At 39.9% G+C, this 21,504-nt stretch carries 21 protein-coding genes; 9 read left to right on the top strand and 12 right to left on the bottom strand.

Features of this window, described 5'->3' with window-relative positions; genetic code table 11:
- Positions 1-92 precede the first annotated feature (92 nt).
- The 3 genes from thiM to AC25JC_RS01540 form a co-directional block, all read right to left on the bottom strand.
- Positions 93-962, bottom strand: a complete 870-nt coding sequence (gene thiM, locus AC25JC_RS01550; RefSeq protein WP_486923318.1) for a hydroxyethylthiazole kinase — start codon at positions 960-962, stop codon at positions 93-95.
- A gap of 11 nt (positions 963-973) precedes the next feature.
- Entirely contained in the window at positions 974-2,131 is a 1,158-nt protein-coding gene (locus tag AC25JC_RS01545) for a hypothetical protein (RefSeq protein WP_486923317.1), read from the bottom strand.
- Positions 2,132-2,279: 148 nt separating this feature from the next.
- Positions 2,280-2,543 carry a hypothetical protein gene (locus AC25JC_RS01540; RefSeq protein ID WP_078193641.1) on the bottom strand — a complete coding sequence of 88 codons (264 nt, stop codon included), beginning with the start codon at positions 2,541-2,543 and terminating at the stop codon, positions 2,280-2,282.
- Positions 2,544-3,038: 495 nt separating this feature from the next.
- On the opposite strand from AC25JC_RS01540, the gene AC25JC_RS01535 reads away from it, so the two are divergent.
- The 6 genes from AC25JC_RS01535 to AC25JC_RS01510 all read left to right on the top strand — a co-directional run bounded on the left by AC25JC_RS01535 (position 3,039) and on the right by AC25JC_RS01510 (position 10,402).
- Positions 3,039-3,314 (top strand): hypothetical protein, encoded by a 276-nt coding sequence (locus AC25JC_RS01535; RefSeq protein WP_486923316.1) that lies wholly within the window; start codon positions 3,039-3,041, stop codon positions 3,312-3,314.
- A gap of 353 nt (positions 3,315-3,667) precedes the next feature.
- Complete coding sequence (gene pepN / locus AC25JC_RS01530; protein WP_486923315.1) at positions 3,668-6,277, top strand: aminopeptidase N; 2,610 nt, start codon at positions 3,668-3,670, stop codon at positions 6,275-6,277.
- A 331-nt stretch (positions 6,278-6,608) separates the two neighbouring features.
- The gene (locus tag AC25JC_RS01525) at positions 6,609-6,821 is read left to right on the top strand and encodes a hypothetical protein (protein ID WP_078193638.1); all 213 of its coding nucleotides are present in this window, start codon (positions 6,609-6,611) and stop codon (positions 6,819-6,821) included.
- A 227-nt stretch (positions 6,822-7,048) separates the two neighbouring features.
- Positions 7,049-7,825 (top strand): Rossmann-like and DUF2520 domain-containing protein, encoded by a 777-nt coding sequence (locus AC25JC_RS01520; protein WP_486923314.1) that lies wholly within the window; start codon positions 7,049-7,051, stop codon positions 7,823-7,825.
- A 62-nt stretch (positions 7,826-7,887) separates the two neighbouring features.
- A complete protein-coding gene (locus AC25JC_RS01515) occupies positions 7,888-8,571 on the top strand; it encodes a class I SAM-dependent methyltransferase (RefSeq protein WP_486923313.1) in 684 nt (227 codons plus the stop codon).
- Between the two features lie 214 nt (positions 8,572-8,785).
- Positions 8,786-10,402, top strand: coding sequence for a GMC family oxidoreductase (locus AC25JC_RS01510; protein WP_486923312.1), 1,617 nt, complete (start codon positions 8,786-8,788; stop codon positions 10,400-10,402).
- A gap of 104 nt (positions 10,403-10,506) precedes the next feature.
- Here AC25JC_RS01510 and trmB read toward each other — a convergent pair whose 3' ends face one another.
- The 3 genes from trmB to AC25JC_RS01495 all read right to left on the bottom strand — a co-directional run bounded on the left by trmB (position 10,507) and on the right by AC25JC_RS01495 (position 15,072).
- Positions 10,507-11,223, bottom strand: a complete 717-nt coding sequence (trmB, locus tag AC25JC_RS01505) for a tRNA (guanosine(46)-N7)-methyltransferase TrmB (RefSeq protein WP_078188891.1) — start codon at positions 11,221-11,223, stop codon at positions 10,507-10,509.
- A 174-nt stretch (positions 11,224-11,397) separates the two neighbouring features.
- Positions 11,398-13,338 carry a sensor histidine kinase gene (locus AC25JC_RS01500; RefSeq protein ID WP_486923351.1) on the bottom strand — a complete coding sequence of 647 codons (1,941 nt, stop codon included), beginning with the start codon at positions 13,336-13,338 and terminating at the stop codon, positions 11,398-11,400.
- A 291-nt stretch (positions 13,339-13,629) separates the two neighbouring features.
- Positions 13,630-15,072: a SulP family inorganic anion transporter gene (locus AC25JC_RS01495; RefSeq protein WP_486923311.1), complete on the bottom strand. Its 1,443-nt coding sequence runs from the start codon at positions 15,070-15,072 to the stop codon at positions 13,630-13,632.
- A 215-nt stretch (positions 15,073-15,287) separates the two neighbouring features.
- On the opposite strand from AC25JC_RS01495, the gene AC25JC_RS01490 reads away from it, so the two are divergent.
- Positions 15,288-15,899, top strand: coding sequence for a glutathione binding-like protein (locus AC25JC_RS01490; protein ID WP_180115241.1), 612 nt, complete (start codon positions 15,288-15,290; stop codon positions 15,897-15,899).
- A gap of 81 nt (positions 15,900-15,980) precedes the next feature.
- On the opposite strand, the gene AC25JC_RS01485 is transcribed toward AC25JC_RS01490, so the two are convergent.
- The 6 genes from AC25JC_RS01485 to AC25JC_RS01460 all read right to left on the bottom strand — a co-directional run bounded on the left by AC25JC_RS01485 (position 15,981) and on the right by AC25JC_RS01460 (position 19,530).
- On the bottom strand, positions 15,981-16,553 hold the full coding sequence (locus tag AC25JC_RS01485; RefSeq protein WP_180115240.1) for a hypothetical protein: 573 nt from the start codon (positions 16,551-16,553) through the stop codon (positions 15,981-15,983).
- Between the two features lie 181 nt (positions 16,554-16,734).
- On the bottom strand, positions 16,735-17,520 hold the full coding sequence (locus AC25JC_RS01480; protein ID WP_111885685.1) for a thiazole synthase: 786 nt from the start codon (positions 17,518-17,520) through the stop codon (positions 16,735-16,737).
- 12 nt (positions 17,521-17,532) lie between these two features.
- Positions 17,533-17,730, bottom strand: a complete 198-nt coding sequence (gene thiS / locus AC25JC_RS01475) for a sulfur carrier protein ThiS (protein WP_180007313.1) — start codon at positions 17,728-17,730, stop codon at positions 17,533-17,535.
- A 57-nt stretch (positions 17,731-17,787) separates the two neighbouring features.
- Positions 17,788-18,153 carry a DUF423 domain-containing protein gene (locus AC25JC_RS01470; protein WP_180115239.1) on the bottom strand — a complete coding sequence of 122 codons (366 nt, stop codon included), beginning with the start codon at positions 18,151-18,153 and terminating at the stop codon, positions 17,788-17,790.
- Between the two features lie 170 nt (positions 18,154-18,323).
- Positions 18,324-19,193, bottom strand: coding sequence for an RNA polymerase sigma factor RpoH (rpoH, locus tag AC25JC_RS01465; RefSeq protein ID WP_078188879.1), 870 nt, complete (start codon positions 19,191-19,193; stop codon positions 18,324-18,326).
- 142 nt (positions 19,194-19,335) lie between these two features.
- Positions 19,336-19,530 carry a sulfurtransferase TusA family protein gene (locus tag AC25JC_RS01460; protein WP_078189214.1) on the bottom strand — a complete coding sequence of 65 codons (195 nt, stop codon included), beginning with the start codon at positions 19,528-19,530 and terminating at the stop codon, positions 19,336-19,338.
- A gap of 415 nt (positions 19,531-19,945) precedes the next feature.
- Between AC25JC_RS01460 and AC25JC_RS01455 the strand changes: the two genes are divergently transcribed.
- Positions 19,946-20,158 carry a cold-shock protein gene (locus AC25JC_RS01455; RefSeq protein WP_005014923.1) on the top strand — a complete coding sequence of 71 codons (213 nt, stop codon included), beginning with the start codon at positions 19,946-19,948 and terminating at the stop codon, positions 20,156-20,158.
- A 99-nt stretch (positions 20,159-20,257) separates the two neighbouring features.
- A complete protein-coding gene (rhlB, locus tag AC25JC_RS01450; protein WP_180003018.1) occupies positions 20,258-21,409 on the top strand; it encodes an ATP-dependent RNA helicase RhlB in 1,152 nt (383 codons plus the stop codon).
- The last annotated feature ends 95 nt before the right edge of the window (positions 21,410-21,504 follow it).

The raw sequence follows: 21,504 nt of genomic DNA, 5'->3' as shown, positions 1-21,504 counted from the left end.
CGCATATTAATTTAGTACAAAACAGTATGAATCCCTGAACAGCTTGAGTCCTTTACTCAAGCTGTTTTTGTTTTTCTCAAGCTATAATAGCTTCATAGTGCATAAATTTGCATGTTGGCAAGTTGATTGAAATCATCTTCATTGAGATTATAAATTTCATCTAAAAATGCAACATTAAAACTGCCGACACTTGAGCTAATTTCATAGGCTTTTTGACCCGCAATCGCAAAGTGCAAATGTGCTGCGACCGTGCCAGCAGTTAGCGATTCACTTACGGCGCAATACGCCGCTGTTAATGCACCTAAAGCGCAGCCAGAAGCCGTCACTTTGGGTTGTAAGTAAGATCCACCATTAATCTGTATCACCGCATTCATTTCTTTCGATAAGATGAAATCCGATTCGCCTGAAATTGCCACACATTCACAGTGTTCTAACAAGGGCGCAGCATTTAAGTAAATTTCTGCACTATTGAGCGTGCTATCGACACCGCGTGACTCACCTTGATTACCTGCAAGACCACTGATTTCTGATGCATTGCCACGAATAATACTTGGCTTGTACTGGAGTAATTGGTCAACCATTTCAGATCGCCATGGCAAAACGGGGCCATAACCGACAGGGTCAAGCACCCAAGGTTTATTTAAATTTTGTGCTGTTTGTGCAGCAATTTGCATGGCCTGCATTTGTTCAGACGTTGGCGTACCTAAATTGATATTCAAGGCACTGGCAATTGAGGCAAAGCTTTCAGCTTCAAAGGGATTGTCAATCATTGCAGGAGAAGCACCCGCAGCTAAAAGGACATTGGCCACATAATTGCTCGCGACTGCATTAGTGAGGATATGCACCAAAGGTTGTTTGGATTGAAGTTCAATCCACGCATTAATAACGCTTTGCAAAAGCGGGCTATTTAAGTCAGTCAATTCACTGTTCATGGTCGTTTCAAAATTTTCAGATTGATTCATCGTTTTCTCCCTTAGCGGGTGAAGTAATGGTCTTGATGTTTACAATTACGGCAGAACAGGGTCACATAATCTGCGGCATCATAATCGACAGAGAGTTCTTGTGAACCACAGTACATGCAGCGCTTTGTGGAATAAAAATTTAAGCGAGGTTCGATTTTTTTCCAAGCATGGCGTATTGGTTGCACAAAGATACTTTCATCGAGTCCTAAAAAGTTAAAGAGCAAAATTTCACTCATTTTACTAAACGGTAATTGTGGCGGACGAGGGAGGGTAAAGGTTTCCCATTTTTCCTGTAAGCCACGTTCACGGTATTGCTGTAAGGTCTTTTTTAACAGATTAGTATTAATGAAGTTTTCATTACGTACTTGCAGAGCTTTTTGTTTATGTAGGTATTCGAGTGCTGACTGAATCATATAGTAAATCTGCCCAACCGCTAGATGGTCGAGTAGGCGATAACAGAACACTTGAAAGCTTTTATTCCCTGCAATTTGAATGCCCCAGGTCTTACAGTAAAACTGCATGAATTGCACAATTTCTTGAAACAGTAGGAGATACAAGCACTCTTTCACTTCGTCAGCGCTTTTAAAAGGAACACCCAGAGCTAAATTTTCATAAAACCAATGGCGCAGTTGCTGTGCTACGCTAAAAAGGCTGGGCTCTGAATATCCATCCAAACGGACATTGATATAATACTGTTCAGCTTGTAGTGCATCATCTTTCACAATCAAAATTTGCTCATGCACGAGATGCTTTTTGAGTGATTGTTGGAAGAAATAATTCGGGCTGATGTTATGATACTTAATAGCGTCCCAGTCGATAAATTCTTGATGCGCCGTATGTTCTTGGACGTGATTATCCAATAAAGCCAGCAAAAAGAGTTTCTGTAAAAAACTCAGTTCACTTAATTCACGTTCAACGATATCTTTATTTTTGAGTTTACGCTGTTCTTGTAAACGGGTTTCTTTCAGTAGTTTTTTTCGCGCAGCCTGACAGTTTTCACAATGACAGTTGTATTGCTGTTCTGGAAATATTTGATGATGACAGTGGCTACACTGGTAATAATTAAATTCTTGCTCATCTAATTTTTCAGCATCTACCCAATACATAGATGCACGACACAACGGGCATTGCGTACTTTCATCCATTTGTTTGCGTAGAATATTGAACATGTTGCCAGCGTTTCTTGAAAGGTTAAATTGATTATACACATCTCTGTTTAAAGACGGGTTTGCAATTTCAGTTGCGGCAGCTCAGGCGATATGTCGACAATTAAAAAAGCTGCATCGTGATGATGCAGCTCTTAGTCAGAATGGATTATTAATAAGCGGCTGGGCATGGGATCGATTCGTCCTCCTCTCCAAGTTGTTTGGCTTGTATTAAGGCTTGCACTTTTTTAGACGCGACTTTTTTAGTGCCTAATGCACTATATGAGTTAAGTAATGAACTGACCTCAAAGGCTTTGAGTGGAATCCCTTCGCAAGTCATAAACATTGCAATTACTTGATGGTCGATATTTGCAGCATCAAGCGCTTGCAGGGTCTTCATATTTTCAATACGGATGATGTGTTCTTTAATAAACATAATGCACCTCTTTTTGTTTTAGCCTGATGATTTTGCTTTTGGCAATTAAGTAGATGCAAAACGCATGCTCAAATGTTTTGAGTAGACATTTTAAAGCAGATAAACGGCATATTGTTTTATTAAGATATTGAAAATAAATTATTAATTTAAAAGTAACAAAATAATATTGATGCGTATGGCTATGTCTAATGAATTCTCAAAATGCTTAAACTGTTGAAAAAGAAACATCTTGGTGCATCGTTTAAACAGAAGTATGCAATCAAATCTAAATCAGAATATTGATATGATTCGAGAGTTAAGGTGCTTTTTTGGAAGGAATCAGCTAAGCGATTGGATTTGAAAAGTATATTTGTATATATTGAGCTTATAATTCTAATGATCTGGGCTTCTAGGATTGAAACCAAGCGGAATCTACTGAAATTGATACACAGCATGATTCAGCTGGATTTCTAAAGGTTTTGATCTTTTTTTATCCTTTCTTTGTATGGAATACATATGTCAGACGCACTTAAAAACAGCAATATCACCCATATGCAATTATATAAGCAGTCACAGGGTACGGTTGGTGCGCTGATTATTGGGCATGATCAAACACTGGAAAAGACGATCGAGTTACTTGGCCTGGCGCAGCAACATCAAGTATCTAAAATTTATGTGGCGGGTGCGACGGAAGAAATTCAGCAATTCCTCACTTCAAAAGTCACGGCATTTCAATTTTACTTTGCTGCAGACTATGACAGCGCACTCGATTTAATTTTTGCAAATCAATAATCGTATAAGTCTTAAGCAGGTAAGTTTGAGCGCAATAATTTGAACGTACAGATGGATTAAGCACCTGTACTTTCTCTGTCTAGTATATAGGCGCTTTATTTATTTTAGGTAGATAAAAAATTTGCACATTGTCATAGCTGTACTCAACTCAGGCATTTATTTTGCTTAAACATGGCGAAAATATGTGCCAGCCTTTAAATTATTCTATAAAGATGATTGAAAACAACATGCGCTGAGCCCATATATAAATCATTGTAAATGCGAAGACAGCTTATGCATCTTGTCGTATGATCAAGTCATTCACAATGTGTTCAAAAAGCTGATGAAGCAATAACTAAGGAATAGGACGAGATATGAATATTGCGGCAAATCCAGTGGTCGAAGCAGACCAAACTGTTTATTTAAAAGATTATCAAAAACCATCATTTGTCGTAGATAGTATCGATCTTGATATTCAAGTCTTTGATAAGCATACCAATGTCAATGCAAAATTAGTGATGCAGCGTCAAACGGCTGGAGATTTGGTGTTATTGGGTCGTGATTTGGAACTCAAATCAATTCGCTTAAATGGTCAAGTTTTGCCAGCAGATGCCTATGTGGTAGATGCAGAACAACTGGTAATTTCAAATGCACCTGACCAAGCTGTCATTGAAACCGAAGTCGTGATTCATCCTGAAAGCAATACTCAACTCGAAGGTTTATACCAAGCGGCAGGCGATTTATTCGTTACCCAAAACGAGCCTGAAGGCTTCCGTAAAATTACCTATTATCCTGACCGTCCAGATGTGTTGTCAGTATTTACCACACGTGTCGAAGCGGATAAAAAATTCCCTGTATTACTTGCCAATGGTAATTTGATTGAAGCGGGTGAAACCGGTGAAGGTCGTCATTATACCGTTTGGCAAGATCCAACCAAAAAACCATCGTATCTTTTTGCCTGTGTGATTGGTGATTTGGCAGTACTCAAAGACTCATACGTGACGTCTGAAGGTCGTAATGTTGCTTTAGAAATCTATGCAGAAGAAAAAGACATTCCAAAATGTCATATTGCGATGGAAGCTTTAAAACATTCGATGCGTTGGGACGAAGAGCATTATGGTCGTCCTTATGATTTAGACAATTATATGATCGTGGCAACCAGTGCATTTAATATGGGTGCAATGGAAAACAAAGGTTTGAATATTTTCAACACCTCTTGTGTGCTTGCTGATGAAGAATACACCACAGATGCAGCGATCATGCGTGTTCAGTCTGTGATTGCACATGAATACTTCCATAACTGGACAGGTAACCGTATTACCTGTCGTGATTGGTTCCAACTTTGTTTAAAAGAAGGTTTGACGGTATTCCGTGATCAGTCGTTCTCAGAAGATTTACAATCTGCTGCGGTACAACGAATCGATGATGTTGCAGTATTAAAATCACATCAGTTCCCAGAAGATTCAGGCCCGCTTTCACATCCACCGCGTCCAGATCATTTTGTTGAAATTAATAACTTCTATACCGCAACAGTGTATGAAAAAGGTGCGGAAATCAACCGCATGATGGCGACTTTGCTAGGCAAAGAAAAATTCCGTGCAGGTACTGACGAATATTTCAAACGCCACGATGGTCAAGCTGTGACTGTTGAAGATTGGGTAGCAGCACTGACAGCAGGTTCAGGTGTAGATTTATCGAGTTTCTTGATTTGGTATAACCAACCGGGCACACCAAAACTTGAAGCAAAAGGTGAGTACGATGCTGCAAATCAAACTTATACTTTAAGCTTCAAACAAAGCTTAAAAGCGCATCCAAAATATCCAAATTTAAAAGCAGTGCCTATTCCTGTGGCTTTGGCATTGTTTGATGCGACGAGTGGTGAACAGTTAGTTCTCAGTTCAGATGCATTGGTTGAAAATGGCATTAAAGATGGCGTGTATTTATTTGATACCGATACTGCAACCATTACATTTAGCGGTGTAAAAACCCAGCCTGTTGTGTCTTTACTGCGTAACTTCTCTGCACCCGTTAATCTTGAATTTAACTATTCAGATAAAGAGCTTGCTTTCCTGATGCAGTACGAGCCGAATGGTTTTAACCAATGGCAAGCCAGCCAAACCTTGTTAGAACGTATTTTGTTAAATGGCCATGATGCCGACATCTATGTTCAAGCTATTCAAAATACATTACCAGCATTGGTTGAGCGTGATCCACTACTTGCTTCACGTTTATTCGATGTACCGACAGAGGGTTATTTAGGTAGCCGTATTGATGCCGACTACAGTCCTGCCCAAGTGCAAGAACAGCGTGAAGCACTGTTAAGTCGTGTGGCACGTGAGCTAGGTTCATTCTTTAAAGAGACTTATGCAACTTTAGACCCAGATGCGCAGAAAGAGTTTTCACAAGCTATGGGTGTTCGTGCATTGAAAAACATCATGTTGAGTATGATGGCACGTCAAGGTGATGCTTCTGTATTTGAATTGGCTTATGAACAATTCAGCTCAACAGGCAATATGTCTGAACGTCTTGGTGCTTTAAAAGTATTGGTTTGGAATGATGCACCACAAGCACAGCAAGCTTTAGAAACCTTCTATACACGCTTTAAAAATGAAGCTTTGTCGATGGACCAATGGTTTATGTTGCAAGCGGCACATCCGAAAGCAACTGCGGAAACCATTAAGGCACTGACTGCTCATCCTGATTATGACTTGAAAGTGCCGAACCGTATTCGTGCGGTTACTGGTGGCTTAAATAGCAATCCTGTCAACACTTGGAGCTTTGGTGTGCAGCATATTGTTGAATTAGCAAAATTCCTCGATGAGAAAAATCCAATTGTCGGTTCACGGTTACTGCAAATTTTGTCCCGTTGGTACACGTTGGCAGAGCCGCAGCGTAGTGAAGTTAAAGCCGAACTTGAAGCGCTTAAACCTGTCGTGAAATCGAAGAATGTATCAGAAACCTTAAATAGCATGTTAAGTGTTTAATCATTCAACCTCTCTGTACGATTGATTTGAGTTAAATCAGTCGTACTGAAATGAGCCTGTTGCCATGGCTATGGCAGCAGGCTTTTTTTATATCCAGTCTTTTTATCCAATCTTTAGCTAGAATTGAAAATCAATCATGTTTAGATGGCTGAAACTCAAAAATTTTCTCTGAGAATTTATTTAAATTACATAATAATTGCAATATAAATCACATAATGGCGCTACAATAAAATAGGTCTAACATATGAATGACTGTATGCGGTAAGGCATCCAAGTTCATGAATGTTTAGATTTTTTATCTATTTCATTGTGCAAGATTTTGAGGCGGGTCATGTTAGTTAAGGTTGATGAAGGTTTTTATTTAAACTCACATCATATTATTGCAATTCGGATTAATAGAGATTTGCTTGATACCTTTGTTGTTTCGGTAGAATACACACCCAACAGTGTGCAAAACACAGGTGTATTTGAAAAGAAATTCAATGCGCGCCGAGATGCAGAACAATACCTACAGACTCTGAATCAAATCATTGGTAAATCGTAAAGGCTCAAATGCATATCGTGGATATTGTCTAGATTGAAAGCGATATGATATGAATTACACTCAGATTGATATCTAGCAAAAGGGATGGAGCGCATCCCTTTTTTTGTGCTTATCTGAGCGAAATTGATGGGAAGTATTGAAAATAAATCATTCTATCAATACGACTCGATTTGCACGTCGGATATTTTCCTGACATGCTGTAGCCATCCAAAATGAGTTAAAATTATATGCGAATCAGTATTGTGGGTGCAGGTCGTGTTGCACATCATTTGCTCAATGTGCTTCATCCACAACATCACATTGTGCAAATTTATGCACGAAATCTTGATAATGCAGAAAAACTTGCAGCCAGAGTAGGTGCAGAAGCTATTCATAACCCAGCTAAGTTGAATGCTGAGATTGATCTTTTGATCATTGCGGTGAGCGACCAGTCGATTGCAACCACTATTCAGCAAGTTACAGCCTATGTGCCACAGGTTTTGATTGTGCATACGTCTGGTAGCACCAATATCACGGTACTGACCCAACAGCATTCGCGAGCAGGTGTGTTTTATCCTTTACAAACCTTTAGTTTAGACCGAGATGTGGACTGGACGTCGACACCGATCTTTGTAGAAGCGGCGGATTCTACAGATTTGAGGACACTTACAGATTTAGCAAACAGCATAAGCCAAAGGGTTTATCAATATGATTCGGCACAGCGTTTAAGTCTGCATCTCGCTGCGGTGTTCGCATGTAATTTTAGTAATTATTGTTATGACATGGCAAAGCAGATTGTCGATGCAAAAAATGTCGATTTTAGTTTGCTTTATCCTTTGATTTTAGAGACAGCCAATAAAGCTACTCAGGCTGAACCACGTAACATGCAAACAGGCCCTGCAATGCGTGGGGATCAAAATATCATGCAGATGCACGCCAATATGCTCAAGCAAGCTGATCAAGTCGATCTGAAAGTGGTCTATGAAATATTGAGTCAGCAGATTTTTGAACTTCATCAGAAATAAACAATCCATATAGAACACTGAATATTTATTAGCTTAGACATACATGTCAAACAGGATGTTACATGGCAAAAGATTTTAATAGACCACAAGTGGTCGAAAGTTATGATGCACATATTCGAAAATTAATTCCCGGCTATGAACTTGTCCATCAACAAATTCAGGCGGTGTTGAATTGCCATGTCGCTGAAGATGCCCATATATTGATTATTGGATGTGGGACGGGTTATGAATTGGGCTATCTCATTGCCTTGAATCCAACATGGTCATTTACCGTTACAGAATTGTCTGAAAACATGCTGAATCAAACACGCCAACGTGTTGAAGCTGCTGGACAGTTGCATCGCGTTAATTTTATTTTGGGCAGTCATACTGCTTTTGAGCAGTTGAGTTGTTTCGATGCGGTGCTGAGTATCTTGGTGACGCATTTCATTGCGTTGCCAGAGAAAACGAATTTTTTAGCAAAAGCATTTGAACTGCTTAAACCGCAGGGCATTTTTTTAAGTTTTGATTTGATGCAAACTCATTCGAATTTTGAGCAGCGTGTCCTGCCTGAATTTTGCCAAATGCAAGGTTTATCTGCTGCGCAAGCGACAAAAATGATGCAGCGTTTAGAAGATGATTTTGAACTGATTAGCCAGCAGCATTATCAAAGCTTACTGACGGAAATAGGCTTTGATCAAATTTATTGTTTCAGTCAAATCTTTAGCTATGCGGCTTACAGTGCATTTAAAACGGCTATGGATTAAAAGAATAAAGACCAAGTTTGAGTGTATTAAGTTTATCGATCATTTTCACCGATATTTTTGCTACCTTGCATGAGTGAAACTTGCATCATAATTTTGATCATTAGTTTCATCCTTCTTGCACAGTAGCACGCTTACAATTTTAAAAAAGAAACTTTTCAGTCAGGGTTAAATCCCTTATTGTGCATTTATAAAAAGAATCAATTGGATGAAAATAATGTCAAAAATGGAATTTGATTACATTGTGATTGGTGGCGGAAGTGCGGGATGCGTACTGGCTGCACGCCTCAGTGAAGATCCGAATATATCTGTGTGCTTGCTAGAAGCAGGTGGGCAAGGTGATCAGTGGACGGTCAATATTCCAGCTGCATGCGTGGTGAGCTTGCCGACCAAGATCAATAATTGGGCCTTTGAAACTGTGCCTCAAGCTGGCTTGAATGGTCGTAAAGGCTATCAACCACGTGGAAAATGCCTTGGTGGTTCATCGAGTATTAATGCCATGATTTATATTCGTGGACATAAAAATGACTATGATCAATGGGCGGCACAGGGAAATACTGGCTGGTCATATGATGAGGTCTTACCATATTTTATTCGCTCAGAAAATAACAACCGAATACAGAATGAATTCCACGGTAATGACGGCCCTCTGTCCGTCACAGATGTACAAAGTGACAATATTTTCCATCAACGCTATACCGAAGCGGCTCGTGCACAAGGCCATAAATTTCTCGATGATTTTAATGGCGCAGAACAAGAAGGCTTAGGGGTTTATCAGGTAACACATATCAATGGAGAGCGTTGTAGTGTGGCGCGTGCTTATTTGTTTCCGCATTTAAACCGACCAAATTTAACGGTATTGACCAAAGCCACAACACATAAAATCATTATAGAAGATAAAGTGGCCACAGGTGTTGAAGTCCAACATGCAGGGCAAATGAAACACTTAAAAGCAAGACGAGAGGTCTTGCTCAGTGCCGGTGCGATTCAATCACCGCAGATTTTAATGTTGTCTGGAGTGGGAGATCAGGCCGAGCTCCAAGCGCATGGCATTGAAGTGAAACACCATCTACCGGGTGTAGGAAAGAACTTCCACGACCATCCCGATTTCATTTTTGGTTATAAAGTCAAAGAATACCAAGGCACATTTGGCGTGTCCTTACCTGGCTCAATTGATATGTTCAAGCAGTTCAGTCGCTATCGTAAGGAACGACGGGGTATGATTGCTTCAAATTTTGCAGAATGTGGTGGTTTTCTAAAGTCTTCACCCGATTTAGCCATTCCAAATTTGCAATTACACTTTGTCGTGGCGTTAGTAGATGACCATGCACGGAAATTTCATGCAAGTCATGGTTTGTCGTGTCATGTGTGTCTGCTCAATCCAAGAAGTCGCGGTACGATCAAACTAAGTGGTTCTAGTGTCAATGATCCATTATTGATTGATCCAAACTTTTTAGGGGATGAACAGGATTTAGAAGATTTGGTACAAGGCTTTAAGTTGACGCAGCAATTAATGATGTCGCCGTCTTTATCGAGTCATTATCAGCAAGATTTATTTACCTCACTGGTCAAAACAGATGATGATATACGTGCAATCTTACGTCAGCGTGTGGATACGGTTTATCACCCTGTCGGTAGTTGTAAGATGGGTGTGGATGAGATGTCTGTGGTTGACCCTGAATTGAAAGTCTACGGGATTCAAAACCTTCGTGTCGTCGATGCATCTATCATGCCTTCTGTGGTGAATGGCAATACCAACGCACCAACAGTGATGATTGCTGAAAAAGCCGTGGATATGATTCGACAAAGTCAGCTCCAAGCGCAAGTAGCTTAGTGGTTATTCATTTTATGTGATTTGATACAACACAGATAAATCTTAGATCAAAAACAGCAATAAAAAAACCACCGCTAGAGGTGGTTTTTTGCTTCATTCAAAAATTAGTTTACTTTTTTGAAGATGAAGTCATTAATTTTATGGCCTGCTTCAATTCCGCGACGTTCAAACTTAGTTTGTGGACGCCAGTCTGGACGAGGGTAGCTATTGCCTTTACCTGCAAGGTTTTCAAGACGTGGACGTTCTTCAAGAACTTCAATCATCCATTCCGCATACGGTTCCCAGTCAGTCGCTGAGTGGAATGTACCGCCGATTTCTAATTTTTCTTCAACCAATGGCATACGGTCATGAGATACAAAACGACGTTTGAAATGACGTTTCTTCTGCCATGGATCTGGGAAGTATAATTGCACAGTGTTAATACTGTTATCTGGCATTTCACGTAGCACTTGGATGGCATCAGCATCCAATACTCGAAGGTTAGTTAAACCTGCAAGACCGGCTTCATACACACATTGAGCGATACCCGGAACATGCACTTCAATGCCGACAAAGTTACGTTCTGGATTTGCTTTTGCCATCAGTACCAAAGAGCGGCCCATACCAAAACCGATTTCGACAGTCAGTGGGCGTTCAGGATGTTCAAAATGCTGACGCAAATCACCAACAGGGTATTCCAAAATTAGATGACCATATTGTTCCAGCGCAGTACGTTGCGAAGTATTAAGTGGCGCAGAGCGGCGCATAAACGTCACGATTTCACGGTGTTCGTTTAGGTTATCCAGATCTACAGCGTGCTGGTCTAATTGATCGTTCGACATAACTTTGGCAAATGTAAAAAATTCGAATGCCGTATTTTAAGTCCTGAGATGCACAAGTCAAATTTTTACCGTGAATATATCCGCTTTTTACTCAATATCACCGACTGAAGCCGTGCTTCGCATTTGCCATGTACAGTGAATTACTTAGCTCAAAAGTCATGAATTAACATTAATCTAGGCTGTTTTTTCATCAAGATCTTCACTGTCAGCACCATCAGATTTAAATGGCAAAATGGCCTCAAGAACGGTAGAACCCGGCTGTGACTGTATTTTAAATTCACCACCGATACGATGGATTCGCGTTTGCATACTGTGTAGGCCGACATGTAGCCCTTGTTCAACTTCGTCAGGATTGAAGCCGATACCGTTATCTTCAATACGTAATATCAGTTGAGTCTCTGTTTCGCACAAACTGACCTGAACTTTGCTTGCCTGACTATGCTTTAGAATATTGGTCAGGGTTTCTTCTGCGACACGAGTCAAATTGAGACATTGGGTCGCAGAGGGTGAGTGAATCCATTCGGTAGCAAATTTCCAGCTTGAGCTCATGTCTAATTCTTCAAAGAGCTGTACAAAGCGATGGCGAATCGGCGCCGCCCATTCGATCGGGGTGTCTGGAACTTTCGTCCCTATACTTGAACCTGAATCGATGACTTGTCTTAAATCATTACGGAACAGTTTAAGCATCGACATGATTTGTGGTTTTTCAATTTTGTCATTTTGTTCTAACAGTAAAATTGAACGGACAATTGATCCGCCTAAACCATCATGTAAGTCATGAGATAAATGAATTCGTTCTTGAAGTCGTGCATTTTCAAGCGCGAGTTGATGTTGTTGACCAAGTGAGGTAGCGAGTTTCAGTTCAGCTCGTTGTACATTTTCAGTTAAGGTCTTATTAAAACGCTCAATTTGACGGGTGTGTCGAGCTAAACGCAAAGCCAGTACGCCGCCCAAAACGAGGGTGGTTAGTGGGCCAGTATATGGTGAGAGCGCATGGCCTTCCATGGTCATCATAAAGTGCGCATCATGTACCGCAATCGGTAAATAAATCAGATACAGCGTTGCAAGCAAATAGGTTTCTGCCATTTTGGCTTTATACGCCAAGTACGGATAGCTAATACATTTGGCCACAAAGACCAAAACAAAGAAGCTAAAACAAATTTGGATGACGGTCTTTAAATAAGCCTCTGGTGCAAAACCGATACAGAGTGCGGCGATAGTGGCTAGGCTTAATAACAGCTTTTGAATTTTCGGGAAAGGATGGTTTGCAAAATACCACGCACCAATACAGCCAAAAACCGTATAAAAACAGAAAATGATATTTTGTAGGCGGTCGACCTGTACGGTGGTTAGAAATGCAATTGGCCCATTAAAAATAATACACAGGCTATAAAATACCCAAGCCATGCCTGTGATGGTTAACCATAAGTAAGCTCTTTCATTACGATTGGCGAGCCATGCTAAAAAAAAGAACACAGCCACGACGAAATTAATCATCGTATTGAGTTCGACTAATTGTCGTTGTTCGAGTAACCAAATTTTAAAGGTGTCATAGACTTGCTGGTATTCCCCAATTTGAACTGAACTGAGTCCTGATTTTTGGGTCACTGAACCATACACTTGCACCCAAATGGTATTAACACCTTGCTTTAAACTCGAGTTAGGCAAGTTCAAAATTCTTGGTTGATGTTGGCTTCGTGAAAAATGTTCTGCTGAAATGTAATCTTGCCAAAGTAGGGCATCGTTGATATAAACCCGACCACTTTGGGTGATGCCTTGTATAGCGATAGCAATGGGTTGATTTAACTGATGGAGGGCACAGTTCAACTTAAATTGGATTTTGTACCAAGCGATACCATGATAGTCCGGCCAACGTTTATTCCATGTGTCTGGAAGCTTTTGCAGATTTTGCCAACCTGTACGTGGGCGCTCTTGCTCGACAGCGCTTTTAGCTGTGGCAATATGGGTAATTTCAACAGGACAATGACTGCTTGAGAACTGAGGGGTGGCATTGGCAAAACTGGGTATAGCAATACAACATAGCAGGCAAAATAGACTCGCTAAGACCAGCAGCCGATTTGCTTGAATGCAGTGTCGTGACCAAAACCATACCATCAAAATCCCCCCCAATTTTGTGTATCCACAATTTAAAAAAATAAATAGAAAGTCACATCAAATCTTTATTTTATTTTTGATAGTTATAATTTTATGAGATGAATTATACAGTTAAATCGAATGAATGGTGAATTTTTCTCTTTTTTATAGGCTTAGTATTATATGTAATGTCATTACACGTCAGAGCTTCGATCTTTGAAACCCTTTGCTATATACATCCTGCATAGGGTTTCAATAGGTCACACTTTATTGAAAATTGATTTGATTCAAAGTGAATATTTTAAAAATCCATTAGTCACTGACACGGTCAAGTAAAGTGTTACTTGCTTCATTTAAGCCAAAAACCTCTACTTGAATCTGTTGTGATTCAAATTTTTGTACGACATTCTTCAAAATATTAACGGAAGTAATATCCCAAATATGGGCATGACTCAGATCAATTCGCACTTGAATAACCGTCTCCTGAAAATCAAAAAATTGATAAAAACTCTCAGAGCTACTAAAGAAAATTTGCCCATAGACCGTGTAACTACGGACGTTGTCTTTAAGTTCTGATGTGACTTTTACCGAACTTTCTAGTTGATTGATAATAAACAACGCAGAGAGAAGCGCACCAACCAATACGCCAAGCGCCAAGTTATGTGTTGCAAGCACCACGATCACCACAGCAATCATCACGACATTAAAAGACATTGGATGCTTTGAAAATTGCTTGACAGAATTCCATTGAAACGTAGTGAATGACACCATGACCATAATCGCGACTAAGGCCGCCATTGGGACATAGGTCAACCAGTCTTTTAAAAACACCACCAAACACAACAAAAATACACCTGCAACCAAAGTGGAGAGGCGAGTTCGCGCGCCAGAGCCAACATTAATAATCGACTGCCCAATCATGGCACATCCAGCCATGCCGCCCATAAAGCCACTGACTATATTGGCAATTCCTTGACCACGACATTCCTGATGACGATCTCCTTCAGTTCCAGTGACTTCATTGATCACTGTCGTGGTCATCATGGTTTCTAATAGGCCAACTGTTGCTAGGGTAATGGAATAGGGAAAAATAATCGTGAGGGTTTCAAGATTAAAAGGAATTTCAGGAATCAAGAAAATAGGTAAAGTCTCTGGAAACTTACCCAAATCACTGACAGTACGCAGGTCAGCACCTAAAAATAATGCCAAGCCACTGAGGACAATAATGCAAATCAGCGGTGATGGAATGGCTTTGCCAATTTTAGGTAGATATGGAAACAGATAAATAATTGCAAGTCCTAAAAGCATAAAGACATAGCCAAAACTATCCATTTTTGACATTTCAGGTAGCTGTGCGACAAAAATCAAAATCGCGAGTGCATTTAAAAAACCATACACCACTGACTGCGAGACGAAGCGCATAAGTTTTGCTACTTTAAAATAGCCAGCAATGATCTGAATCACACCCGTCAAAACCGTGGCAGCCAAAAGGTATTGCAAACCATGATCTTTGACCAAAGTGATCATAAGTAAGGCCATTGCACCCGTAGCAGCTGAAATCATTGCTGTACGACCACCAAAAAAGGCAATGGTGGCGGCAATACAAAACGAAGCGTACAAACCAACCTGAGGGTCAACCCCAGCAATAGCTGAAAAGGCGATGGATTCTGGAATCAACGCAAGTCCAACCACCAAGCCAGCGAGTACATCAGTACGAATATTGGAAAACCATTGTTCTTTTTTAAGTTGTAACACGGTAACTTTTCATCAAATCTTAAACGCGGCTATGTTAAAACAACTAAGTATAAAAATGCATAACACAGTGACTTGAAATCTTCTTAAATATGGATAATAGTCAATGAGTATATGTGTTTCAGCATTTACGCTTTTTTGCAATTTACAGGTTTGATCACTTGAAAGTTTGACAGAAGAGATTTAAAACATTGAATAGTACATAACAAGGATCAGATATGAAGCTTTATTATTCTCCAGGTGCATGTTCATTAGCATCACATATAATTTTAAATGAAATTAATGTCGATTTTGATTTGGTCCGTGTTGACCTAAAAAACCATAAAACAGAAAAAGGGATAGATTATTACGAGATCAACCCAAAAGGTTATGTACCTGCATTAGAAATTAACCCAGGTTTGATCCTGACCGAGAATGTGGCCATTTTACCGTTCCTTGCACAGCATGATCCAAAACAAGATTTAATTCCGCCATCAGGTTTAGGTCGTGCCAAAGTTTTAGAATGGCTTGGCTATTTGAACTCAGAATTACATGATGCTTATGCAGTATTCTTTGGTGCTCCACTAGATGCAGACGCTAAAGAAAAAGCTTATGCAGAAATTGATCGTTTATTGACATACATCGATAAAGCGATTGGTGAATCGGATAACGACTATTTGGTCGATGATAACTTTGGCCCAGCAGATGCTTATCTCTTTGTACTGACAAATTGGTCAAATGGCATCGGTCATGATTTAACGCCATATAAAAATATCATTGCATTACGCAACAAAGTTGCAGAGCGCCAATCAGTTCAAATTGCGATGCGTGATGAAGGATTAATTCCTTAAGTTGTGTATTCAAATTGAATTAAAAAAAACCGCCGAAATTGGCGGTTTTTTATTGCTAGATTTTTATTGCTCAGGTTCAACTTAGTACTCGAACTGTGTATAGAAATCATCAAAGTTAATATTTTTAAGCGTCAGTTGTTGTGGTGCTTTGAAGGTTGACCATTTGGTTTGAGTTTTGGCATCTTCAAACATATTGCCGCCTACAATTTCCTTACGTTTTAAGGTCGAAAAATTATAGCTTTTCGATGTTTCTTCACCAGAAGCTCGATGAAAGCTACTGTAGTCAAAACCAATCAGGTCAAAGCGTTGATTTTGCCAACGGAAGGTATAACTATGTCGGGGCCATTCCCAGCCACCACAAGCCATAAAATAACTAAAATGAACGAGTAAATTGCCTTTACTGATTTGGATGTCTTCTGCTTCAGCAAGTGGGTCTAGTAGGCATGAATTCGGTTGCTGAGCGACTGGGATACTGTTGTTTTCAACGATACGTTGATATCCCTTTGCGGTTTTAAAAAATACGATGAGTTGTCGTGGATGGTTATGAACGACTTTGCCATCGTCATCATAGGTCACCACATCGACTTTTTGTTTTTCCACGATCATCGCAATATCTGGCATTTGATCTTTGTTTAGGTCGCCAGTCGTAGCCATCAAAATGTCCCAACCTTGAGGCGCGAGTGATTTGGCTGTGCTGGGCACTTGGGCAGACAGCCAACTAGATGCGACACAAAGACTCAAAGTACAAAATATATGGGATATTTTCATTGTTATCAGGTTTTCAAAATCAAAAAAAGGACTCAATAGAGTCCTCTTTTATACCGTGAATGAGTTCTTATTTAAAGAAGTATCCAGTTTCAGGTGAACTGGCATTTGCCATGCGTTTACGCGGCATACGTCCTGCTAGGAATGCTTCACGGCCTGCTTCAACTGCTTTTTTCATCGCTGAAGCCATCAGAACAGGGTTTTGTGCAGCTGCAATTGCTGTATTCATTAATACGCCATCACAGCCCAATTCCATCGCTATCGCTGCATCACTTGCTGTACCTACACCGGCATCGACCAAAACAGGTACTTTGGCATTGTCTTTAATGATCGAAATAGTATGTGGGTTGAGAATGCCTAAACCTGAGCCAATAAGACTACCTAAAGGCATAATCGCTACACAGCCCATGCTTTCCAGTTCTTGTGCCACAATTGGGTCATCTGAGGTATAAACCATGATTTCAAAGCCATCGTCAATCAATGTACGTGCAGCTTTTAAAGTCTCAGTAATATTTGGATATAGGGTTTTCTCATCCCCTAAAACCTCAAGTTTAACCAAATTGTGACCATCTAAGAGTTCACGTGCCAACATACAAGTACGAACCGCGCTGTTCGCATCGAAACAACCGGCTGTATTTGGCAAAATCGTATATTTCTCAGGTGGAACTACAGAAAGCAAGTTTGGCTGGTCTGGATGTTGACCAATATTCACACGGCGAATGGCAACGGTCACAATTTCAGCACCACTGGCTTGAATGGCCTGGTCAGTTTCCGTTAAGTCCTTGTACTTACCTGTACCAACTAAAAGTCGTGAATTAAATGTACGTGAACCAATGATTAGGGGTGTATCTTCCATGGGAGCTCCATTTTAGCCGCCACCTACGGCATGAATAATTTCAATATGATCTTGCTCAGTAATTGGGGTTTGTTCCAATTTACTTTTCGAGATGATCATTTCATTTTTTTCAACAGCGAAGCGTTTGCCTTCCAGTTGTAATTGTTGAACCAATTGCAAGAGGTTGACACATTCGGTTTGTGTAGCTTCGCCGTTTAAATAGATTTGCATTTGCGGATTCCGTTCTTGCTGCCTTACCTGTTGAGTAAGACCAATATCTGCTGTTGATTATTTTGCGTATTTAAACGCATTCCATGCCAATATGAGCCATCCAGCAATCATCAGCGCTCCACCAATCGGGGTAATTGCACCGAGACCACGTGGTAAGCCTAGAGCCATCACATATAAAGAACCACAGAAGAAGAAAATACCAACTTGTATAAGGAGGAAACTAGCTTTAATTGGAAGTTGGGGAATGACTTTGGATAAGATCGCGAGGGCAAGTAAGCCCAGTGCATGATAAAAGAAATAGTCCGTTGCAGTTTGCCACCAAGCCACTTGGGCTTCAGTCGCGCGAGCTTTTAATCCGTGTGCACCAAAGGCACCAAGCATTACAGCAAAAGCTAAGTTAAGTGCGGAAATGGCAATCCACATGTGCATTCACCTTAACAAAATTTGCGCATAACCATAGCATATTTAGAGTGCAGGATTAAAGCAAAAATGCCCAAAGTTTTTGTGTTACAGCCTGTCATTCAATACTATTCAGAAACAAAAAAAGAGCATCGAAATGCTCTTTTTTGGAATGACTGGGAAAAGCCTTCAACTTAGTTTGAAGACATTGCGACTTTGATTTTCTCCATCGCATTTTTTTCTAACTGACGAATACGTTCAGCAGATACATTATATTCTGCCGCCAATTCATGCAGCGTCGACTTTTCGTCATCTAACCAGCGACGTTGTAAGATGTTACGTGAACGGTCATCCAACTGATCCATGGCTTCATGTAAAGCTGAAGTGCTTTGTTCTTCGTAATCTTCATCTTCAGCTAAACGCGCAGGGTCGTAACGGTTATCTTCGAGATAAAGGGCAGGAGCGACATGGGTCGAACCTTCATCGTCGTCATCACCTTGAGCTTCAAAGGCAGCATCATAAGCGGTTAAACGGCCTTCCATTTCCAAGACTTGTTCAGGTGTTACATTTAAGTCATTGGCAATCGACTGTGCTTCAGCCAAAGTTAATTTTTTAGATGACTTTTTTAAGCTACGTAAATTAAAGAATAATTTACGCTGCGCTTTAGTGGTCGCAATTTTGACAATACGCCAGTTACGAATCACATATTCATGAATTTCTGCTTTAATCCAATGCACAGCAAAAGATACGAGACGTACGCCCATGTTTGGGTCAAAACGTTTTACCGCTTTCATTAAGCCCAAGTTACCTTCTTGAATCAGGTCACCTTGTGGCAAACCGTAGCCTGCATAGCTACGTGCGATATGCACAACAAAACGAAGATGTGACATCACCAGCATTTTAGCTGCGTCTAAATCTTGGTCATAATAATAACGTTCGGCCAGCTCTTTTTCTTGTTCGGCCGATAAAATTGGAATCTGATTAACAGTACTAATATAAGCACCAAGATTCACCCCAGGTGCCGATAATGACAGGGGCATCAATTGATTGCTGCTGTCACTCATGTTTTCTCCTTGAGAATTAAAATGGGTAAGCCCAATAACTAAGATTCATCTTAATCCAATATTTCCGTAAATTATGGAAAATTGGGTATAGAAATGTAAACTTTTATTCAATTATGAAGCAATTTAGTTTAACTGAATCTTTTTAAGATTCAATCAAGTAATGAAACTCAGAATCGGAAATTTTGCGCATTTCACAGTTTAACTGATGTATTTGACAGTATCGTGATACATCTTGTTGGCTGTGCGGATCGGATGACTTTAACAATAAAGATTGGTCTGGACTTTTCTTTAAAGCTTTTTTGAGCATCAATAGTGGCATCGGGCAGGGTTTACCCATTGCATCCACAGTTAAAAGCGAATTTTGGCTGTCACTCACGAAGCAGATCCAACATGTTTACATTTCAATGGAAATATTAGCAAATACAGTGCCAAATCCCAACCTAAAATAGGTAAAAATCCTTTGTGATTTATAACTCAAACGATGTGAAAAAATAAGAATATTCAAAAGGAAAATAGATCAAAAAAATCTATTAATTGCGGTAAACCCGTGTTAAGCTCGTTGCGTTGTTAAGATTTTTGTTGGCTGTGAAGCCTCTTAACTCTTGATATATTTGGATGTAACCGGGATTTTGTTGATAGTTTTACAGAATGATTACAAGCTTAGAAATAAAAATATTTTTTTTAACCTTGTTTGGTCTGCTGTTTGCAACACCGGGTGGTCCTTCTTTTTTAAATACGATAAGGATTAACTTATGACAGCTCGTGAACAAGGCGTTGTTAAATGGTTCAACGACACTAAAGGCTTTGGCTTTATTCAACGTAACGGCGGCGACGACGTATTCGTTCATTTCCGCGCAATTATGGGCGAAGGCCACCGTTCACTTCGTGACGGCCAACGCGTAGAATTCAGCGTTGTTAAAGGTCAAAAAGGCTTCCAAGCTGAAGAAGTACAACCTTTAGACTAATCGTCTGAATGTACTCAAAAACGCTCCAATGTAAATTGGGGCGTTTTTTGTTTATAATGCTTTAGCAATTTTGTGATTATTCAATTAGGGCACATCTATATGTCATCAGGTTTTGAAACCTTAAATTTACATCCGAACCTTAAAAAAGCCATTGATGCTTTAGGTTTTAAGGATATGACGCCTATTCAGCAAAAGGTTTTAAAATTTACATTGGCTGGACATGACGCTATTGGTCGTGCTCAAACTGGTACTGGTAAGACTGCGGCTTTCTTGGTCAGTGTGATCAATGACTTGTTGAATAATCCAATTAAGGAACAGCGTTATCGTGGTGAACCGCGTGCATTGATTCTTGCACCAACGCGCGAACTTGCTTTGCAAATTGAAAGTGATGCAAAAGAATTAGTGAAATACACTGATCTCAATGTCATGACTTTGCTCGGTGGGGTAGATTTTGATAAGCAAAAAAATCTATTAAATCGTAATTTTGTCGACATTATGGTGGCGACACCGGGTCGCTTAATTGACTTTGTTGAACAAAAAGAAGTTTGGCTCGATCAAATAGAATTTTTAGTGATTGATGAAGCTGACCGTTTATTAGATATGGGCTTTATTCCTTCAGTGAAACGTATCGTGCGCTTTTCACCACGTAAAGAACAACGACAAACTTTGATGTTCTCTGCAACATTTAGTTATGACGTTTTAAATTTGGCACAGCAATGGTTGTTTGAACCAGTAACTGTTGAAATTGAACCTGAGAAAAAAACCAATGCAGATGTAGAGCAACGTGTCTACATGGTGGCGAAGTCTGATAAATATAAATTATTGGAAGACATCTTACGTGATGAACCAATTGAAAAGGTCATGATCTTTGCCAACCGTCGTGATCAAGTGCGTAAACTTTATGATCACCTCAAAAAAGATGGTTATAAAGTGGTGATGTTGTCAGGTGAAATCGCTCAAGATAAACGTTTGAAAATGCTTGATCAGTTCAAAAATGGTCAACATAACATCATGATTGCAACAGACGTTGCGGGTCGTGGTATCCATGTCGATGGTGTTTCTCATGTAGTGAACTTCACACTTCCTGAACAGTCTGATGATTATGTACACCGTATCGGTCGTACAGGTCGTGCGGGTACTCGTGGTGTGAGTATTAGTTTCTTGTCTGAAGATGATGCTTTTTCATTACCTGAAATTGAAAAAGCCATTGGTCAAAAATTACCTTTAACCCGTTTAGACGGTTATTGCTAATTTTGCTTCTAAAAAGCCTGCAGATTTGCAGGCTTTTTTATTTCATGTCGACTATTTCATTTTGAGTTAATGGCAAAACAAAATCACAGACTAGC

This window comes from Acinetobacter sp. P37, assembly GCF_057480965.1.
The sequence above is the reverse complement of the archived record's forward strand: the minus strand, read 5'-3'. Positions and strand labels throughout refer to the sequence as shown.

What these genes read in the sequence shown, in the direction of transcription:
- thiM (WP_486923318.1), bottom strand. Translation starts at nt 962, where the DNA reads ATGAATCAATCTGAAAATTTTGAAACGACCATGAACAGTGAATTGACT.
- AC25JC_RS01545 (WP_486923317.1), bottom strand. Translation starts at nt 2,131, where the DNA reads ATGTTCAATATTCTACGCAAACAAATGGATGAAAGTACGCAATGCCCG.
- AC25JC_RS01540 (WP_078193641.1), bottom strand. Translation starts at nt 2,543, where the DNA reads ATGTTTATTAAAGAACACATCATCCGTATTGAAAATATGAAGACCCTG.
- AC25JC_RS01535 (WP_486923316.1), top strand. Translation starts at nt 3,039, where the DNA reads ATGTCAGACGCACTTAAAAACAGCAATATCACCCATATGCAATTATAT.
- pepN (WP_486923315.1), top strand. Translation starts at nt 3,668, where the DNA reads ATGAATATTGCGGCAAATCCAGTGGTCGAAGCAGACCAAACTGTTTAT.
- AC25JC_RS01525 (WP_078193638.1), top strand. Translation starts at nt 6,609, where the DNA reads ATGTTAGTTAAGGTTGATGAAGGTTTTTATTTAAACTCACATCATATT.
- AC25JC_RS01520 (WP_486923314.1), top strand. Translation starts at nt 7,049, where the DNA reads ATGCGAATCAGTATTGTGGGTGCAGGTCGTGTTGCACATCATTTGCTC.
- AC25JC_RS01515 (WP_486923313.1), top strand. Translation starts at nt 7,888, where the DNA reads ATGGCAAAAGATTTTAATAGACCACAAGTGGTCGAAAGTTATGATGCA.
- AC25JC_RS01510 (WP_486923312.1), top strand. Translation starts at nt 8,786, where the DNA reads ATGTCAAAAATGGAATTTGATTACATTGTGATTGGTGGCGGAAGTGCG.
- trmB (WP_078188891.1), bottom strand. Translation starts at nt 11,223, where the DNA reads ATGTCGAACGATCAATTAGACCAGCACGCTGTAGATCTGGATAACCTA.
- AC25JC_RS01500 (WP_486923351.1), bottom strand. Translation starts at nt 13,338, where the DNA reads ATGGTATGGTTTTGGTCACGACACTGCATTCAAGCAAATCGGCTGCTG.
- AC25JC_RS01490 (WP_180115241.1), top strand. Translation starts at nt 15,288, where the DNA reads ATGAAGCTTTATTATTCTCCAGGTGCATGTTCATTAGCATCACATATA.
- AC25JC_RS01485 (WP_180115240.1), bottom strand. Translation starts at nt 16,553, where the DNA reads ATGGCTACGACTGGCGACCTAAACAAAGATCAAATGCCAGATATTGCG.
- AC25JC_RS01480 (WP_111885685.1), bottom strand. Translation starts at nt 17,520, where the DNA reads ATGGAAGATACACCCCTAATCATTGGTTCACGTACATTTAATTCACGA.
- thiS (WP_180007313.1), bottom strand. Translation starts at nt 17,730, where the DNA reads ATGCAAATCTATTTAAACGGCGAAGCTACACAAACCGAATGTGTCAAC.
- AC25JC_RS01470 (WP_180115239.1), bottom strand. Translation starts at nt 18,153, where the DNA reads ATGTGGATTGCCATTTCCGCACTTAACTTAGCTTTTGCTGTAATGCTT.
- rpoH (WP_078188879.1), bottom strand. Translation starts at nt 19,193, where the DNA reads ATGAGTGACAGCAGCAATCAATTGATGCCCCTGTCATTATCGGCACCT.
- AC25JC_RS01460 (WP_078189214.1), bottom strand. Translation starts at nt 19,530, where the DNA reads ATGGGTAAACCCTGCCCGATGCCACTATTGATGCTCAAAAAAGCTTTA.
- AC25JC_RS01455 (WP_005014923.1), top strand. Translation starts at nt 19,946, where the DNA reads ATGACAGCTCGTGAACAAGGCGTTGTTAAATGGTTCAACGACACTAAA.
- rhlB (WP_180003018.1), top strand. Translation starts at nt 20,258, where the DNA reads ATGTCATCAGGTTTTGAAACCTTAAATTTACATCCGAACCTTAAAAAA.